This window comes from Pseudomonas sp. AA-38 (assembly GCF_029457475.1).
GTDB lineage: Bacteria > Pseudomonadota > Gammaproteobacteria > Pseudomonadales > Pseudomonadaceae > Aquipseudomonas.
In genome coordinates, this window is record NZ_CP120359.1 from 1,239,371 (window position 1) to 1,255,803 (window position 16,433).

The following is a 16,433-nucleotide window of genomic DNA, read 5'->3' on the forward strand; positions in this document are numbered from 1 at the left end:
TTCGGAGAGATCGTCATGCCGCAGTTCTTCATCAACCGCCCGGTATTCGCCTGGGTCATCGCCCTGTTCATCGTGCTGGTCGGCCTAATCGCCATCCCGCAATTGCCCATCGCCCGCTACCCCTCGGTGGCGCCGCCCTCGGTAACCCTCTATGCCACCTATCCGGGGGCCACTCCGCAGACGCTCAACGACTCGGTGGTGAGCCTGGTCGAGCGTGAGTTGTCGGGGGTGAAGAACCTGCTGTACTTCGAGTCCTCGGTGGACACCTCGGGTACCGCGCAGATCACTGCCACCTTCAAGCCGGGTACCGACGCCGAGCTGGCCCAGGTGGACGTGCAGAACCGCATCAAGGCGGTGGAGCCGCGCCTGCCCCAGGCCGTGCGGCAGAACGGTCTGCAGGTGGAGTCCGCCGCCTCGGGCTTTCTGATGATGGTCGGCATGACCTCGCCCAACGGCCAGTTCGATGAAGTGGCGCTGAACGATTACCTGGCGCGCAACATCGTGCAGGAGCTGCGCCGCATCGACGGCGTCGGGCGCGTGCAACTGTTTGGCGCCGAGCAGGCTATGCGCGTCTGGGTCGACCCCAACAAGCTCACCGCCTACGGCCTGACCATGAACGAGCTGGCCCAGGCCATCGAGCAGCAGAACACGCAGATAGCCCCCGGCCGGGTCGGTGACGAGCCGGCGTTGCCGGGCCAGCGCCTGACCGTGCCACTGACCGTGCAAGGGCAATTGAGCACGCCGGAGCAGTTCGCCGCCATCGTGCTGCGCGCCGGCACCGATGGCGCCAGGGTGGTACTCGGCGATGTGGCGCGCATCGAGCTGGGGGCGCAGTCCTATGGTTTTTCCAACCGCGAGAACGGCGTGTCAGCGACCAGCGCGGCCATTCAACTGTCGCCCGGGGCCAATGCCGTGCGCACTGCCTCAGCCGTGCGCGAGCGTCTGGCCGAGCTGGCGCCGAGCATGCCGGTGGGCATGGCCTACTCGGTGCCGTTCGACACCGCGCCTTTCGTCAAGGTGTCCATCGAGAAGGTGATCTACACCCTGTTCGAGGCCATGGCGCTGGTGTTCCTGGTGATGTTCCTGTTTCTGCAGAACCTGCGTTACACGCTGATCCCCGCCATCGTCGCGCCCATCGCGCTGCTCGGCACCTTCGCGGTGATGCTGCTGGCCGGTTTCTCGATCAACTCGCTGACCATGTTCGGCATGGTGCTGGCCATCGGCATCATCGTCGACGACGCCATCGTGGTGGTGGAGAACGTCGAGCGGCTGATGGCCACCCAGGGGCTGTCGCCGAAGGAGGCGACCCGGCAGGCCATGCGGGAAATCACCGGCGCGATCATCGGCATCACCCTGGTGCTCACCGCCGTGTTCATACCCATGGCCTTCGGCAGCGGTTCGGTGGGGGTGATCTACCAGCAGTTCACCCTGTCGATGGCGGTGTCGATCCTGTTCTCGGCCTTCCTCGCCCTGAGCCTGACGCCAGCGCTGTGCGCCACGTTGCTGCGCCCGGTGGGGGCTGACCATCAGGATAAACGCGGCTTCTTCGGCGCCTTCAACCGCGCCTTCGAGCGCCTCACGGCGAGCTACGGCGCGCAGGTAGCGCGCCTGGTCGGGCGCAGCGGGCGGATGATGGTGGCCTTCGCCGTGCTCTGCGTGGTACTGGCCATCGCTGCCGCGCAACTGCCGTCGTCCTTTCTGCCCGAGGAGGATCAGGGTTACTTCATGACCTCCATCCAGTTGCCCACCGGCGCCACCAGCGAACGCACGCTGGACGTGGTCAAGGCCTACGAGGCGCACGTCGCCACGCGGCCAGGGCTGGATGCCAACATGGTGGTGCTGGGCTTCAGCTTCGCCGGCTCCGGCCCCAACGCCGCCATGGCCTTCACCATGCTCAAGGACTGGGATCAGCGCAAGGGCGCCACGGCTGCCGAAGAGGCGGCGCTGGCGCAGCAGGCCATGGCGGGCAATGTCGAAGGCACGGTGATGAGCCTGATGCCGCCGGCCATCGACGAACTGGGCACGTCCTCCGGCTTCACCCTGTTCCTGCAGGATCGCGCCAATCGGGGCGAGGCCGCGCTGCTGGCGGCGCAGGCGCGCCTGCTGGAACTGGCAGCGCAGAGCACGGTGGTCAACGATGTCTACCCCGATGGCCTGCCGCCCGGCGAGAGCATCCGCCTGGAGATCGACCGGCAGAAGGCCGAGGCCATGGGCCTGTCCTTCGCTGCCGTGAGCAGCACGCTGTCGGCGGCCATGGGCTCGCTGTACGTCAACGATTTCCCCAATGCCGGGCGCATGCAGCAGGTCATCCTGCAGGCCGACGCCCCAGCGCGCATGCAACTGGACGACGTGCTCGGCCTGCGCGTGCGCAATGCCAGTGGCGGCATGGTGGCGCTGCGCGAGGTGGTGACGCCGGTATGGAGCGAGTCGCCGCAGCAGATGATGCGCTTCCAGGGCTTTCCCGCCGTGCGTATCGCCGGGGGCGCGGCGGCTGGCGTGTCCAGCGGTGCGGCCATGGCCGAGATGGAGCGCCTGGTGGCGCAGTTGCCGCAGGGCTTCGCCGTGGCCTGGACCGGGCAGTCGCTGCAGGAGCGCCAGTCGGCGGCGCAGGCGCCACTGCTGATGCTGCTTTCGGCGCTGGTGGTGTTCCTGGTGCTGGCGGCGCTCTACGAGAGCTGGTCGATCCCGCTGTCGGTGATGCTGGTGGTGCCGCTGGGCCTGCTCGGTGCGGTGGCCGCGGTGATGCTGCGCGGCATGCCCAACGACGTGTTCTTCAAGGTGGGGATGATCACCATCATCGGCCTGTCGGCGAAGAACGCCATCCTCATCGTCGAGTTCGCCCGCCAGTTGCATGCCGAGGGACGCACGCTGATCGACGCCGCCGTGACCGCCGCACACCTGCGCCTGCGCCCGATCCTGATGACCTCGCTGGCCTTCACCCTCGGCGTGGTGCCGCTGATGCTGGCCTCCGGCGCCAGTGCCGAAACCCAGCATGCCATCGGCACCGGGGTGTTCGGCGGCATGCTCAGCGGCACCCTGCTGGCGGTGTTCTTCGTGCCGGCCTTCTTCGTCTTCGTCATCGGCACCCAGGAGCGTATGAGCGCCTGGCGTGCGCAGCGTGGCCGCGCCGCGCTGAGCCAGGAGAACCCCTGATGCGCCCGTTACTGACCCTGCCGCTGCTCGTCTGCCTGTGCGCCTGCTCGCTGACGCCAACCCTGGAGCGCCCGGCCGCACCGGTGCCGGCGAGCTTCCCCATGGCTGCTGCCGCACCGGCTTCGGCAGAGCCGGCCAGTGCCCTGGGCTGGCGCGCCATGTTCGGTGACCCGCGCCTGCAGCGGCTGATCGACCTGGCGCTGGCCAATAACCGCGATCTGCGTCTGGCTGCGCTGAACGTGGAAGCGACGCGAGCGATGTTCAATATCCAGCAGGCCGCACGCCTGCCGTCGGTGTCACTCGATGCCAGCCACACCCGCGAACGGGCCCTGGCGCAGGGCAATGCCGGCGAATCGCGCCGCGAGGTGAATCGCCAGGTCGCGGTGAACGTCGGCACCAGCGCTTTCGAGCTGGATCTGTTCGGCCGTGTACGCTCGCTGTCCGATGCGGCGCTGGCGCGCTACCTGGCCAGCGAGCAGGGCCGCGATGCGGCGCAGATCACTCTGGTCGGCGCAGTGGCCGAGGCCTACTTCGCCCAGCGCCTGGCCGACGAGCAACTGCAACTGACCGAACGCACCCTGGCCGACTGGCAACAGTCCCTGACACTTGCCCGCCTGCTCAAGCAGGCCGAGCAGAACAGCAGCCTGGACGTGGCCCAGGCCGAAGGGCAGGTGGCCCTGGCCGAAGCCGACCTGGAAGCGCGCCGACGCGCCCTGGCGCAGGCGGACAACGCCCTGCAGTTGCTGGTGGGCAGCGAGCTGCCGGGCGATCTGCCCGTCGGCTTGCCACTGGAGCGGCAATCGGTGATTGCGCCACTACCGGCGGGGTTGCCAGCCGATCTGCTGCTGAACCGGCCGGACTTGCGCCAGGCCGAGCAGGTGCTGGTGGCCGCCAATGCCGATATCGGTGCGGCACGGGCGGCGTTCTTTCCGCAGATTTCCCTGACCGCCTCCTTCGGTTACGCCAGCACCTCGCTCGGTGGGCTGTTCGACCCGAGCCGCCAGGTCTGGCGCTTTGCCCCGCAGATTTCCCAGCCGCTGTTCCAGGGTGGGCGCCTGCGCGCCGAACTGCGCCTGGCCAAGGTGCGCAAGTCCGAGGCCGTGGCCCAGTACGAGCGCGCCATCCAGACTGCCTTTCGCGAGGTGGCCGATGCCCTGGCCGGCACCGCCACCTTCGATCGCCAGATCGAGGCGCAACTGCGCGCGGTGGGCGCTGCCGAGCGGCGCCTGGCGCTGTCCGACCTGCGCTACCGCGCGGGCGTCGAAGGGCGCCTGGAACTGCTGGACGCCCAGCGCCAGTTGCAGGCCGCACGGCAGGCGCTGCTGGAGCTGCGCCGCGCGGAAATCGCCAACCGGGTGGCGTTGTACAAGTCGCTCGGTGGTGGCCTGCATGAGCGCGATGTGGCGGAGATTGCCGCTGTCGCGAGCGCTCAGTAGAGTCCATCCACCTTGCCCGAGAGCCTCTCCATGCGTGCTGTCGTTCCCCGTCGCTGGCTGATCCTGCTGGCCGTCATGCTGGCCTTCCTGCCGGTGGTCATCGACATGACCATCCTGCACATCGCCGTGCCCTTGCTGACCCTGGCGCTCGGCGCTTCGGCCACCGAAGTGCTGTGGATCATCGACATCTACCCGCTGCTGATGGCGGGCCTGCTGGTGCCCATGGGTACCCTGGCCGACCGTATCGGCAACCGCCGCGTGCTGCTCACCGGCCTGGTGGTGTTCGGTATCGCCTCGCTGCTGGCGGCCTTTGCGCCGACCCCGGCGCTGCTCATCGCTGCACGGGTACTGCTGGCCCTCGGCGGTTCGATGATCATGCCCTGCGTGCTGGGCATCATCCGCCGCACCTTCGAGGATGACGACGAGCGCGCCATGGCCCTGGGGCTGTGGGGCATGGTGGGTGCGGCCGGCGCGGCGCTCGGGCCGCTGATCGGCGGGGCGCTGCTGGAGCACTTCTGGTGGGGCTCGGCCTTTCTGATCAACGTGCCGGTCATGCTGGTGGTCGCGCCGCTGGTGTTCCTGCTATTGCCGCGCAGCGAAGAAACCACGCCCGGCACCTGGGCGCTGGGCCAGGCCCTGCTGCTGATCGCCGGCATGCTGGCGCTGGTGTATGGCATCAAGGCGGCTGTCGGCGCCACGCAGCCGCTGGGCGTGGCACTGCTGATGGCGCTGCTGGGGTTCGCCCTGCTGAGCCTCTTCGTGCGCCTGCAACTGCGTTCGGCGACGCCCATGCTCGACCTGACGCTGTTCTCGCGCCCGGCGATCCTGGCCGGGATCATCATGGCGGTGGTGGCCATCGGTGCCTTGGCCGGGGTCGAACTGACCCTGGCGCAGGAGCTGCAGTACGTGCTGGGCAAGACGCCGCTGCAGGCCGGCATCTTCATGATCCCGATCATGGCCGCCGCTGCTGTCGGTGGTCCGGTGGCTGGTTACCTGTCCAACCTCTGCGGCCTGCGTCTGGTGGCCAGTGGTTCCCTGGGCTTGTCCGCCGTGGCCCTGGCCTTTCTGGCCCTGGCCGATTTCCACCAGCCGGGCTTCGGCGTGCCGGCGATGCTGGCGCTGCTGGGCCTGACCCTGAGCATCGGCCTGACGGCTTCGTCCATCGCCATCATGGGCTCGGTGGAGGCCAGCAAGGGCGGGGCAGCCGGCTCGCTGGAAGCCACCGCCTACGAACTGGGTACGGGCCTGGGCATCACCTTCTTCGGCGTGTTCATGAGCAGCGTGTTCCGCCACAGCATCGTGCTCGACACCGAACTCGCCGCGCCGTTGGCCGAGCGCGCGGCACGCTCCATCGGCGACAGCTACCAGGTCGCCAAGGGCCTGGCCGAACCCCAGGCCAGCGCCCTGATCGAGGCAGCCAAGGCAGCTTTCTCGGCCACCCACTCGACCCTGCTGCTCACCTCGGCAGCGATGGTCGGCGTGCTCGCGGTGGTGGTGTTCTTCATGCTGAACAAGTGCCCCGCGCAAGGAACTATGGCTGAGCGCGTTTGAGTGGGCTGGGTAGGGTTAAGGGCGTAGGCGCCGGTCAGCGGTCGACGTACTGGCAATACTGAGCCATCAGGTTGGGGCGGCTGAGTGCATCGAGCTGGTTGATACGATCCTGCATCGCCAAAATCGCGGCCTTGAAGGTGCGGTCGTCCATATCGCGCCAATAGCGCGGATTGCGGCCGGTGCGGCGGTCGTGCTCGGCGGTGGTGGGGTCAAGGTGACGGAACTCCTCTAACACGGGGATATCCGGCAGCGGCTTGCTGATATCCATGTAGTTCTGCCACATGTCCCACAGGGCGAGGCTGTTCTTGTCTGAGCTTTGTCGGCCGATCAGGGGCATGAAGTCGATGGCCACCGGCTGGTAGCGATGCACCAGATGCAGGGAATAGAGCGGCATACCCTGGCGGGTGGGTAGCACATGGACATAGGCATCGAATTCATGGAAGGGGCGGATAAAGTCTCCGTCATAGCCCTGCTCCTTGAACTGCCCTGGCTTGCGGGCGAAGACGGTGACCATGCCGGTTTGACGATTGAGTTCCCAGACTGGGCCTTTGGAGGGGGTGAATATCCAATAGCTGGGAAGGCGATGGATGGCTATGTGACCAATAATCCAGCTCAATAGTGTCGGAGCTAAAAGCCATGGAATAATGAAAGTTTTATATTCGCGTATCACTTCCTCCCAAATGCCCTCTTCATTTATGAGTGTTGCTGTTATGAGGGAGCCAATAGTGCTCAATATCAATACGAGCCAGAATAAAAATCTTCCAATACCCCACATATATGCCCACATATGGCTCCATATTGAAGCATGGGCTTGTCTATAACAGATATGGTCACAAGCATTATGAAATTTCTTCTGTTTGCGGGCATAGCTACCCGGGTTTCTGCGTTCTTCTTCCTCCTTTTCGCGCAGCTCAGTCGGTGAGTCGTCCTCGATAAAGGTCAGTGGCGCGACTTCCAGAGTATTGCCCCAGGGCAGGCGCATGCAGAGCAGGCCGGCATGCTGGCGAATCTGCGGCGATTGCTGGGGAATATGCCGGGAGTCGTAGGCCTGGGGGCCGTAGGGTTGGATGTCGGTTTCGGTCATCGTCAGAGATAGAGCACATGGCGGGCCATGATATTGGGCCGCGACAGGGTGTCGAGCTGTTGGACGCGCTGGGTCATGGAGGCCACGGCTTCCTTGTACTCGGCATCGTCCATATCGCGCCAATAGCGCGGACTGCGCCCGCAGCGGCGATCGTGCTCGGCGGTCACTGGATCGAGGTGACGGAATTCTTCCCACATGGGGATATCCGGCAGGGGCTTGCTGGTGTCCATATAGTTCTGCCACATGTCCCAGAGCGCCAAACTGTCCTTGTCGGAGCTTTGCCGACCGATTACAGGCATAAAGTCGATGGTGACCGGGTGATAGCGATGTACCAGGTGCAGCGAATACAACGGAATGCCCTGGCGATCCGGCAGCACATGCACGGAGGCGTCGAACTCGTAGAAGGGGCGGACGAAGTTTCCATCGATACCGTACTGGCTGAACTGTCCCGGTTTGCGGGCAAAGATGGTCACCATGCCGGTCTGGCGATTGAGCTCCCAGAGCGGCCCCTTGGAAGGGGTAAATATCCAGTGGGATGGCAGGCGGTGCACGACGATATGGCCGATTAGCCAACAGCTAAGAGGCAAAGGCAACAGTATGTATAAGGTATCCAGCATGTCAGAAACCACTTGCCCAACAGAGTCTGCAGTAAAAATGCTAATTGGCAGCATGATGAGCAGAGAGAACCCGAGCAAGAAGTAAGAGAATCCTCTCCCCAATCCCCAGAGATAGACCCAGAACTGCGTCCAGCGCGAGGCATGGGCTCTTCGATAACAGACATGGTTGCAGGCATTGTGAAACTTCGTCTCGTCACGGGCTCGAGCCCCGGGGTTCTGGCGCTCGTGCTCTTCCTGCTCGCGCAGCCTGTCCGGCGCGTAATGCTCCATCAATGCGTAAGGCGCCACATCCTGCGCCTCTCCCCAGGGCAGGGGCATGCATAGCAGTCCGGCATGCTGGCGAATCTGCGGCGGCTGCTGGGGAATATGCCGGGAGTCATAGGCCTGGGGGCCGTAGGGAGGGCTGGTATCGGTCATCGGTCGTTTCGCGTGTCGGCCTTGTAGGTTTGCTCATCGGCCCAGAAGGCCTGCCTGGCGCTGTCGAAGTAAGGTCGGGCAGGCGGTAAAGCCTCAACTATTGTCAGTCGGCATAGCTCACATGCAGCGCCATCAGGTTGGGGCGGCTGAAGGTATCGATCTGGGGGATGCGTTCGTCCAGTTCGCGTTCTTTGGCCTTGAAGGTTTCATCATCCATATCGCGCCAATAGCGCGGTTCACGGCCAGTTTGGCGGTCGTGTTCGGCGGTGGTGGGGTCGAGGTGGCGGAAGGCTTCCAGCTCCGGGGTATCCGGCAGGGGTTTGCTGATGTCCATATAGTTCTGCAGGTAGTCCCAGAGGGCGCATGGTACGGAGGTGCTATTACTGGCGCCGACGAAGTTGCCCATATTGATCCAGATGTCCCGGTAGCGATGGACGATGCACAGCACGTTATTGGGCAAGCCCTGGCGATCCGGCGTGACGGTGATATAGGCATCGAACTCGTAGAAGGGTGCGACCTTTTCGCCGATGGTGCCGTTCTTTTTGTATTCGCCGTTATTGTCGTAATCGAAGACAGTGACCAGCCCGGTGCGGCGATTGAACTCCCAGAGCGCGCCTCGGGAGGGTTTTATCCAGAGTTTGGGGAAGTGGTTGATGACAAGCGAGCCTAGTCCCCAGGAAATAAGCAATGGAAGACAAAAAAACATGTACATTTCTAATAGGGCATCTAAAAAAAAACGCCACCAGTCAGTTTTTTCAAAATTTATTCCGATAAAGCACGAAAGAAATACAAAAGGGGCAAGTATTATGGCTCCCCATTTTCCAATTATCTGCATGTATATCCAGATCTTGGAGCTTGCGGGTAATTGAGCATGCCTGATTTTTTCGTTGTCTAAGCGAGCATGCAGATCCAAGTGCTCCAGTAGCTTTGGAACATAGGTGCCTTTTCCTAATTGCTCCGCCTTGTCCTTTTTCATGGCTTCTTCAGCGCGCAGTTCGCTGGGCTGGAAGTGATTCAGTACTCTAATTGGAACCATATCCTGAGTGCTGCCCCAAGGCAGGCGCATGCTCCCGAAACGGCGCAGCCAGGGTTGTTTCTCAGCCGGGGGTTGGTTGGGTATGCGCTCGGGGTGATAGGCCTCGGGGCTGTAGAAGGAGTCAGGATTCGGCATGGGTCTTCTCATCGGCCCAGAAGGGTTCATTGGTTTTGTTGAAGTTGGCGGCTGCTGCCTGGCTCGGATCGGCTTTGCCACTTCTGATGGGCGGGGCGGGGAATAGCCAGAGGAGTGCGCCGGGGCGGCAGTCCTTTTCGCCACTATCCAGGGCCAGGCGCAATTGTGCACGCACCTGCCATTCATGGTGCAGGCTGCTATCGCCCAAACTCCCCGTCCAGCGTCTGGCCAATGGTGTGTTCATATACAGCTCGAGGCTGTCGGGCAGTATGCGCTGAGCCACTGGGTCGGGGTTATGCACGGTGACTGTCGCGGGGTAGGGGTCGCCATTGCCGCGATAACGGACTTCACTGCTGCGCAGGCGGGTTTCAGGGTAAATGCTGATATCCCCCATTTGTGCCAGCAGGCCGGGCAGATTGCTGCTGATACGGATTCGGGTATTGGCACTGGCGAGTCTGTAGACGCCGGGCTCCTGGTTTCTGTCCAGCTTGGTATTTGGGTTGAAATACGGATTGGGCTCGATGGCGATACGAATGCCGGCGAAGATGCCCACCAGGCGATAGAAGGCCTCCTGCGCATCGTTCGCCAGGTAGTCGCGCGGTTCTGCGCCAAAGGGGCCGCACTCCAGCCAGTCTTCCAACTGGGTGCTGCTAAGCCAGAACACCAGGCCCGCGCCGAGCACGATCAGCACCAAGGCGGCCAGACTGAAGGGGTTGAAGCCAAACAACACACTGCTGCCGCTGAAGAAGGGGGCAATGCCACCGAGCATGGCGCCCAGTGCCATGGCGCCAAAGCCCCAGACGGCGTCATCCCCCCATTGCCAGGCATGAATGGCGTCCATGATGCAGACGACCATCATCACGAAGCTTGCGACTGCTGTAGCCAGTAGACGAGCAGTGATTTCGACGACAAACATGCTTCCAAGCTTCTCGCCCAAAATGCCCATTGCCTTGCCCTTATTCACCTCCCAGAGCGTGGCGCGCATCACCGTGGAGAATCTGTTGGCATCCTTTATCTTGAAGGCCAGCACTTCAAAGGCAATTGCCAGATCAAGTGTGGCTCCAATAAACCCTATCCTTGCCCTAAACATACCTTTTTGTTGAATGTTACTTTCCTGCGCCCCCCACTCCGCAAACAAATTCCACATCTCCAACGACAGCACCGCCATCGAAAAGGCGCCGCTATTGAGCGTCTGGAAGTACAGATTGCGCTGCCCGGCGTCTACGCTGCGGGCCAGTTCCTGAATACGCTGATCGGCTAGCTGTATTTCCTTCTGTGCCGTCTGCGCCAGTTCCTGGGCCTGTTTCATGCGGCTTTCCCAGGCGGCCTCCTGGCGACGAGCAGCGGTTGTCTGTTGGGCCATGGCGTGAACCACGGCGTTTTTTTCAGCGTTGATCTGGCTGGCGATGCTCTCGGCCTGTTCGGCCATCATTCGGGCGTTCTTGTGGCGGTTCAAGGCCTTGATCAGTCGCGCAGTTTTCTGGTTTTCCGGCATGGCCGCGACCATATGATCGGCAGTTTCACTGGGCAAGCCTTGGCGGCTGGCCGTACGGGTATTGCTGCTGGCTATCAGCTTGCCTTGGCCATCCAACACCTCACCATAGGCGCGGATCGTGCGCTGGATCTCCAGGGGCAGGTCACTCAGCGCGAAGATGTAGTAGCCGCCTGCATTGGCTGCGCTGCGGCGCATCAGGCGCAGTTCGCCGAAGTGCTTGGTGAGCATGCTGCGCAATTGCGCGATGCTCATGCCATGCAGGCGGATATTCATGGGCCTGGCTTCGGCGGCGAGCTTGCGCCGCGTGACGTTTTCCAGCGCCTGGGCTTCGCTCAGCGCCTGGCGACGTTTGTCCAGTTCGGCCTTTGCCGTGCGCTGCCCGCTTTCGGCTGTTTGCTGGGCTTTCTCCGCTTGCTGGCGGTGTTCGGTGGCCTTCTCATGCTCGCGCCTGGCGCTGTCGTGTTGGCTTTGCGCTTGCTGGCGCTGCTGGTTGGCGGCAGCGCGCTCCGCCTTCGCCTTATCGATACCTTTGCTGGCCGCATTGATCGCACCGTCCAGGTGCTCGTAGATGCTGATCAGGCCATTGGCAATGGTCTTGCTCTCGACGATCACGGCGCTGGCCAGACCGCCCGCATCGAGCAGGCCTTGGAGCTGCGCGGCATCGATTGTGGTTTGGGCTTCCCTGGGGGCCTGCTGGCCTTCCTGGGCGGCCAGCACCGTTGCACGGAAGGCACCGTCGCCAATGTTTTCCTCGACCTGATCCGGCTTGACATAGGCCTGCTCCAGTCGGGCCAGGTCATACTTGGGCCAGAACATGCGGTGCAGGGGATGTTGCACATTTTCGGCGACTTCCAGGATGAACCGGCGCCCGGCGGAGTCAGGCTGACTCATGCACAGCCGGCCATCGACTGCATCGACCAGTTGCGGGCTATTGCTGGCCAGCGGGTCGTGATCGGCGGCCGTGGTCGCCAAAGAGGAAAAGGCCTGGGCGGCAAAGTGCAGGGCGGCGGTGTAGTCGAAGTGATCGAGGCTGAGGTGATCGGCGAGGGTCTGTTGGCAGGCGCTTTTTTCCAGCAGATCCACCAGACATTGCTGGCTGCTTTCCATGGCTTGCCAGGCTTCCATGCGCTCGATGGTGGCGGTGAAGCGGTTCAGGTCTTGCAGCCCGGTCGGTGTGATCTTGCTGATGCAGGCATGCAGCTTGTTCACTTCGCCGGATACGCTTCTAGGCACTATCGTCTGCTGCACGAGCATGGCGCTGGCAAAGTGGCCATGACTTCGGGCGTATTCCGCGCATTGCTCCAGCAGCATCTTGTGACTGGCGATCTTGGCCGTCAGGTGGCGCAGGCGGAACTGGTTGTCGTCGAGCAGAATGGCGCAAAGCTGCCGAGGGCGTAGCGCGGCAAAGATATCCGCTGCACCGGGCTGCGCCTGCCACAGCGCTCTAGCCTCGAACGTCGGCTCGCTTCTGGGCTTCTGCGCCTTCAGTTTCTCGCGCAGCGCTTGTTCGATGGCGCCCATCTCCACGTCAGGTTCCGCGGGCGTTGTCTTGCCAGCCTGGCAGGCATCGAGAAAGGCATTAGCCGCCGCGAGGCTCTTGGCGGGGTATTGACCACTCAGGTCGCATAGATAGCGGCTGGGGTTGTCCAGCGTGAGTTCATAGCCGGCCTGTCTGCCGCGTTGGGGCGCGGCGATGCTGAGTGGAAAGGCCCAGAGATCGAGGTTCATTCGTACCAGGCGAGCCTCGTTGAGAGACTGCGCCGAGTTCATGATCTGCTTGTAGGCCTCGATGATCTCCAGCCCACCCGGTTTTCCTTTGAACAGTTTGTCGAAGGTGGCCTTGGAGACATCCAACTGCCTTTGCTGGGTACGGGTGCGCCGGGTTGCCGTGTCTTGCTCGAGAAAGGCGAGGCGGGCCGCACTCAATTGGATTTCAGAGAAGCAGAGTTGAACGCCAAGCTCCTTGCGGTTGTTCCATTGCGAGGGCAGCCAGATTTCTTCCAGTGCGACACCTACCGCTTTGCGCGGCCCGGACTTGAAGCCTTTGCCCTGGCGATAGCTGGCGACTCGTACATCGTGGTAGGTGACACCACTCTCGCTGTTGCGTACCTCCAGCTCGCGCCAGAGTTTGCCGCGGTAGAACAGGTAGAGGTAGCCATTGCGCAAGCTGACCGGTGTGCCGAGGTCATAGCTGCTCTTGCTGCCTGGCAAGGCTGTCATGGGCACCACAGGCACGATCTGATTCCATTGAATGCCATGCTCGGGTTGGCGAGGTGTGGTGCGCAATTCGTCATGCAGCGGCAGGCGAATCGCTCCGCCTTCACTGGCAGCGATTTCCAGGCACAACGTCCGTTTGGGCTGCCCCTCCCAGTCCCACACGTGCAATACGCTACTGAAGCTGTCGCTGGTCTGGATTTCCGGTTTGTCCTGCTGGGTCAGGCTGGTCAGCGGCGCATTGTTCTCATCGCAGATCACCAGTTTCTGCGTGGTCGGGTGATCCTTGCCCACTACCTGGACGATGAGCTTGCCGGCCTCGCAGGCGGCGCCTTTGCTCAGTGCGCATACGTTGTTGCTCATACGCTGCTTTCCTTGTCTGTCGTTTGGGTCAGGTGCCTGGCGAGGGCGTCGAGGCGTTCCTGATCGGTGCCTTGCGGTAGCGCAACTGGCGGTGCCGCGTGTGGATTGGCGTGGCGCAGGTCGAGGTAGGCGCTCAGCGATTCAGCCGTCACGAAGCCAGCCTGCATACCGGCGCTCAGGTAGTCCCAGGCCGTTTGGAAGCCAATACCGCGTTGCTGTTCCCACCACTGGTAAAGAAAGTGCTCGCCCTGCTGGCGTTGCAGGGCTTGCTCCTGCATGGCGCTCAAGTGCAGTTCCTGTGCGCTGGCCGTTGGCTGCCAGCGGTTTGCCTGCTGGTTTTCGACATGCCGCCAGGCTGCCTGGCCATTCGCAAGCTCATGCCAGGTGCCGCCATACCAACTCAGGCGCTGTATGGGGCCGAGCCAGGTGGCAAGGCTTTCGGCGTCGCAGGCTGGGAAGAGGTAACTGGCCGTGCGAGGCCTCGAATAGCGCAGCACGCCTCGGCGCTCCTGATCGAAGCGGATGAACAGGATGTGGCGCAGGTGAGCCAGCAGCTCTTGCGTCGTTGCTGGGGTTTCCAGCAACAGGCCGGGCCAGGCGAGTGGTTCGCCCTGCACGGCAGCCAGCAATGAGGGATTGGCCTGCGCATGGATCAGCAGGGGGCTTTCTTCCTCACAGGCCGCTAGCTCGGTGTCGTCGAACAGGCGTACCGGATCAGGATCCTCCCCGAGCCGATAAAGTTCGGGGAGCAAATGCTCCGTACGCTCCAGCAGTAACCAGTGCTTGGTGCTCATGCGCTGGCTCCTGCGTTCATGGCCTTGCGGCAAGGGCAGTCGGAGAGTGGGCATTGCAGCGGCGTGCCGCCCTTGGGCTTCTGGCAGAGTTCGACGATGGGCAGCTCTTCACGCAGACGCTGCTTGAGCAACGCCCCCGGTACATCCGCATCCGCCGGCCTCACCGCTCCCGGCAGGATGGGCGCCGCCCCCGAGCCGTTGCCCGGCGCACCACCGGAGTTGACCTTGATCACCGGCCCCACCAGGGTCACGCCGCCGCCGTCGAGCTTGATGAAGCTGCCGCCGCCCTTGAGGGTCAGTTCGCTGCCGGCTTCGAGTACCACTTTCAGGCCGCTGGAGAGGTGGATTTCCTGGCCGGCTTCGATGAACTGGCCGTTGCCGAGCTTGATGTGCTGGCTGTCGCCCACCGTGAGGTGGTCGTTGGCCTTGATCTCGGTCTTGCGGTCGGCGTGGGTGGTGCGGTGTTCTTCGGCCTTGAAGTGGCTGTAGGCATTGGCCTCGACCGTGTCGTGACGTTCATTGCCGACGCGGATCTTCTGGTCGTGCTCGATGTTCTCGTCCCAGTCGCGCTGGGCATGCACGTAGATCTGCTCGGCCCCCTTGCGATCCTCGATGCGCAGTTCGTTGTAGCCGCCACCGCCGGGGCTGCTCAGGGTCTTGAAGACGCTGCGGGTCTTGTTCGCCGGCAGGTCGTAGGGCACCACATGTTCGGCATGATAGAGGCAGCCGGTGACCAGGGGCTGGTCGGGGTCGCCTTCGAGGAAGGTGACCAGCACTTCCATGCCGATGCGGGGGATGGTGATGGCGCCATAGCGGTCACCGGCCCAGCTAGAGCTGACGCGCAGCCAGCAACTGGTCTTGTCGTCGGCCTGGCCTTCACGATCCCAGAAGAATTGCACTTTCACGCGGCCATATTGGTCGCAGTGGATCTCTTCGCCGGCCGGGCCGGTGACCACGGCGCTCTGGCTGCCAAGCAGGCGCGGCTTGGGGTGGGCCAGCAGCGGGCGGAAGGGCACGTCCCAGGGCGTGGCGGTAAAGCGGTTGCGGTAGCCCTGGGTGAAGCCGTCGGCAGGCTGGGTGTCGCTGGTGACCGATTCTTCCAGCACCTGCGGCTGCTTGCCTTCGTGTTGCACTTCGGTAAGCAGCCAGAGCTGGTTCCACTCGCTGCGCGGGTGCTCGGTCAGTTCGAGAAAGTGGCCGCTTACCAGGGTCGGCGAGTTGCCGTCGCCCTCGGCCAGCTCGAAGTCGTGGCGGTGGCGCTCCAGGGCACGTTTGGCCAGGTGCTTGCCGCGCTCGCGGTCGGTGTAGCGGCCGGGGTAGTCGTAGTCTTCCAGCTTGGGCTGGACGTCACCGTCGGCCTTGGCCTCCAGTTGCAGGCGCGGCTTCTCGAAGTCGTAGTCGCGGCGGGTGACCTGGCTGGTGCGGGTTTCCACGCGGGCGCCGAAGTGCTTGATCACCGGGTCATCCGCCACCAGGCCGGTGTCCTGCTGGTAGGCCAGCGGCGCCAGGCGCGGGAACGGCGTCTGGTCATCGCCGAAGGTCAGCACATGCCCCACGGTGCTGTGGCGGAAGTGGTAATGAATGCCTTCCTCTTCGCACAGACGCTGGACGAAGTGCAGATCCGTCTCGTCGTACTGCACGCAGTACTCGCGCTCGGGGTAGAGCGAACCGAGCTGGAATTGATAAGCGTCGGCCTGGATGCCGTGTTCTTCGAGCACCTGGCTGATGATCTTCTCCACCGTCAGGTGCTGGAAGATGCGTTGGTTGGTGCGGTGGGCCAGGTAGGCCAGTTGCGGCACCAGGGTCAGGTGGTAGCGCGTCATGCGCTGGCCGGACTCACCCTGAGCGATGCGGTGGATGAGGCCGTGGATGCCGGCGCCGTGCTGATCGAAGGCGAGAAAGGCGCGCTGGTGTAGCAGGCTTTCCAGGTCGAGGTCGGGGCGTTCGCTGATCAGCTCCACGCGGAAGGCGTAAGGCTGACTGATGGCCTCGCGCCCGCTGAATTCGAGCACCTGCAGGTCGTGCTCGAGCCCTTCGATGCTCAGGCTGAAATGGGTCTGATTGGCCGGGGCGAACATTCTTTGTTCCTCTCGTTTCGATCCATGAAGGCGCGGGCCATTCTAGGCAGGCAGCGCGAC

At 63.3% G+C, this 16,433-nt stretch carries 9 protein-coding genes; 3 read left to right on the forward strand and 6 right to left on the reverse strand.

Annotated elements, in window-relative coordinates; all coding sequences use genetic code 11:
• The first annotated feature begins 15 nt into the window (after positions 1 to 15).
• From PVE35_RS05690 to PVE35_RS05700, 3 genes are read left to right on the forward strand one after another with little or no spacing between them, the layout of a single operon-like run.
• The gene (locus PVE35_RS05690; RefSeq protein WP_277374068.1) at positions 16 to 3,153 is read left to right on the forward strand and encodes a multidrug efflux RND transporter permease subunit; all 3,138 of its coding nucleotides are present in this window, start codon (positions 16 to 18) and stop codon (positions 3,151 to 3,153) included.
• On the forward strand, positions 3,153 to 4,589 hold the full coding sequence (locus PVE35_RS05695) for an efflux transporter outer membrane subunit (RefSeq protein ID WP_277374069.1): 1,437 nt from the start codon (positions 3,153 to 3,155) through the stop codon (positions 4,587 to 4,589). Before PVE35_RS05690 ends, PVE35_RS05695 begins: the two co-directional genes overlap by 1 nt.
• 30 nt (positions 4,590 to 4,619) lie before the next feature.
• Entirely contained in the window at positions 4,620 to 6,140 is a 1,521-nt protein-coding gene (locus PVE35_RS05700) for an MFS transporter (protein WP_277374070.1), read from the forward strand.
• Between the two features lie 34 nt (positions 6,141 to 6,174).
• Here the strand turns inward: PVE35_RS05700 and PVE35_RS05705 are convergent, their stop codons facing one another.
• From PVE35_RS05705 to tssI, 6 genes are all read right to left on the reverse strand, one after another.
• Positions 6,175 to 7,224 (reverse strand): hypothetical protein, encoded by a 1,050-nt coding sequence (locus PVE35_RS05705; RefSeq protein ID WP_277374071.1) that lies wholly within the window; start codon positions 7,222 to 7,224, stop codon positions 6,175 to 6,177.
• Between the two features lie 2 nt (positions 7,225 to 7,226).
• Complete coding sequence (locus PVE35_RS05710) at positions 7,227 to 8,258, reverse strand: hypothetical protein (protein WP_277374072.1); 1,032 nt, start codon at positions 8,256 to 8,258, stop codon at positions 7,227 to 7,229.
• Positions 8,259 to 8,361: 103 nt separating this feature from the next.
• Positions 8,362 to 9,429, reverse strand: coding sequence for a hypothetical protein (locus tag PVE35_RS05715; RefSeq protein ID WP_277374073.1), 1,068 nt, complete (start codon positions 9,427 to 9,429; stop codon positions 8,362 to 8,364).
• Positions 9,416 to 13,501 (reverse strand): hypothetical protein, encoded by a 4,086-nt coding sequence (locus tag PVE35_RS05720; RefSeq protein ID WP_277374074.1) that lies wholly within the window; start codon positions 13,499 to 13,501, stop codon positions 9,416 to 9,418. Before PVE35_RS05720 ends, PVE35_RS05715 begins: the two co-directional genes overlap by 14 nt.
• The gene (locus PVE35_RS05725; protein ID WP_277374075.1) at positions 13,498 to 14,295 is read right to left on the reverse strand and encodes a DUF4123 domain-containing protein; all 798 of its coding nucleotides are present in this window, start codon (positions 14,293 to 14,295) and stop codon (positions 13,498 to 13,500) included. The genes PVE35_RS05720 and PVE35_RS05725 overlap by 4 nt, the downstream gene beginning before the upstream one ends.
• Complete coding sequence (tssI, locus tag PVE35_RS05730; RefSeq protein ID WP_277374076.1) at positions 14,292 to 16,373, reverse strand: type VI secretion system tip protein TssI/VgrG; 2,082 nt, start codon at positions 16,371 to 16,373, stop codon at positions 14,292 to 14,294. The genes PVE35_RS05725 and tssI overlap by 4 nt, the downstream gene beginning before the upstream one ends.
• Positions 16,374 to 16,433 lie beyond the last annotated feature (60 nt).